The 1,839-nt window shown below is 31.1% G+C and carries 2 protein-coding genes; one reads left to right on the top strand and one right to left on the bottom strand.

The window, feature by feature from the left end:
• Positions 1–562, bottom strand: a 562-nt coding sequence (locus tag HG1285_RS03065) for a GDP-mannose 4,6-dehydratase (RefSeq protein ID WP_008288970.1), incomplete at its 3' end; no start/stop codon positions are given.
• Between the two features lie 38 nt (positions 563–600).
• Between HG1285_RS03065 and HG1285_RS18945 the strand changes: the two genes are divergently transcribed.
• Positions 601–1,674: a glycosyltransferase family 1 protein gene (locus tag HG1285_RS18945; RefSeq protein ID WP_008288969.1), complete on the top strand. Its 1,074-nt coding sequence runs from the start codon at positions 601–603 to the stop codon at positions 1,672–1,674.
• Positions 1,675–1,839: the final 165 nt, after the last annotated feature.

Genomic DNA, 1,839 nt, shown 5'->3' with positions numbered 1-1,839 from the left:
ATTCTATCCCGCGTAGTGGTGATTCGTGGTTAAACAGTATTCCACTACAGGCAAACATATTATATGACTCTCTGTAGTTTACTGTTATCCAGTGTCCAAATAGTTTTGCTACCCCGTATGGGCTTCTTGGATAAAATGGGGTTTTTTCTGTTTGGGGAACCTCTTGAACTTTTCCAAACATTTCACTTGTTGATGCTTGATAAAACTTTGCTTCAGGAGCATATTCCCTTATTGCTTCAAGCAATCTTAAAACCCCTATTGCGTCTACTTCACTTGTTAGTATCGGTTGTTCAAAAGATGCTCCAACAAAACTTTGAGCTGCAAGGTTATAAACTTCATCTGGTTGTATGTTTTTTATTACTCTCATTATATTGGATTGTTCCAATAAATCCATATATACAATTTCTACGTCTTTTTCTATTCTAAGTTCTTTTAGTCTCCAGTTTGAAGAATCACCACTTCTTCTATCTGCCCCGTAAACTTTGTAGCCTTTTTCAAGTAGTAATTTTGCTAAATAAGCTCCATCTTGTCCTCTAATACCTGTAATAAGTGCTTTTTTCATAAAAACTCCTGTTATTATATCAATGTTATAATTATAGCATGAAAATTGGTATTTACGCTCCTGTACTGGAACATGATAAACTTACGGGAATAGGAAGATATGTTTATGAAATTTTAAAAAGGCTACCAGCAATTTTTCCGGAGAATGAATTTATTATTATATCCCACAGGAGAATAAAACATAACCCTTTTGATAAATTGAAAAATGTAAAAGTAAAAATAATAGCAGAGCATAGAAAAATTATGCATAAAATTCCATCGGCTTTGTGGTTTCGCTATTTTTCTTCAAAAATTATCAATAATTTTGATATAGATTATGTGTGGTGTACTACACCAATTACACCATTGTTCTTAAAAGAAAATATTAAAAAGGTAGTAAATGTTTATGACTTTAACCTTTACATTGTACCTCATACGATGCAATTGAAAACAAAAATTGGATATAAGTTGTTTTTTAAAAAAGCTATAAATGAGGCCGACAAAATAATAGTTATTTCTAAAGGAACTGCAGATAAATTAGAGAGTTTCTTTAATAAAAAAGCCGATGTTATTATTAGACCTGCTGTTGATACAAGTATTTTTAAGAAAATTCAGACAAAACCATATGATTTCAAATATATACTATCAGTTTCAACAATTGAACCACGAAAAAATATAAAATCCCTTATAAATGCGTTTATATCCTTAAAAAAGGAAGGGAATTTAAAAAATATAAAACTGGTTCTTGTAGGAAGTAGTGGATGGAAGAACAAAGAAGTTATAAAAATGATAAAAGAATATAAAAATGATATTGTATATACAGGTTATGTATCAGATGAAAAGCTTGCCCAATTATATAGTAATGCAGAGGTTTTTGTCTTCCCATCTATATATGAAGGATTTGGTATACCTGTTTTGGAAGCAAAAAGTTGTGGATGCTGTGTGATAACAACAAATATTCCTGAGCTGAGAGAAGCGTGTGGAGAAGGATGTATATATATAAATCCTGATAAGGACAATATAAAAAAAGCATTAAAAGATTTTTTTGATAAAAGAGTTAAGTGTAGGTATCATAATAATCACATAATAAAATGGGATACAGAAGTAAAAAAGTTAGAAGAAATCTTTCTATAAAAAAGGGGCTTAAAGCCCCTTGATGTATTATTCAATGTCGCAGTTAACGTCGTAGAGAATATCATCCCAAGGATGTCTGTATAAAGGCATATCAAGTCTTTTCTCGTCAAGGTAGTGACCGATAAATCCTATAGTTCTTCCAAGTACAAAGAATGCGTTGAAGGC

The organism is Hydrogenivirga sp. 128-5-R1-1 (genome assembly GCF_000171895.1).
This window is presented reverse-complemented; position numbering and strand designations above follow the sequence as displayed.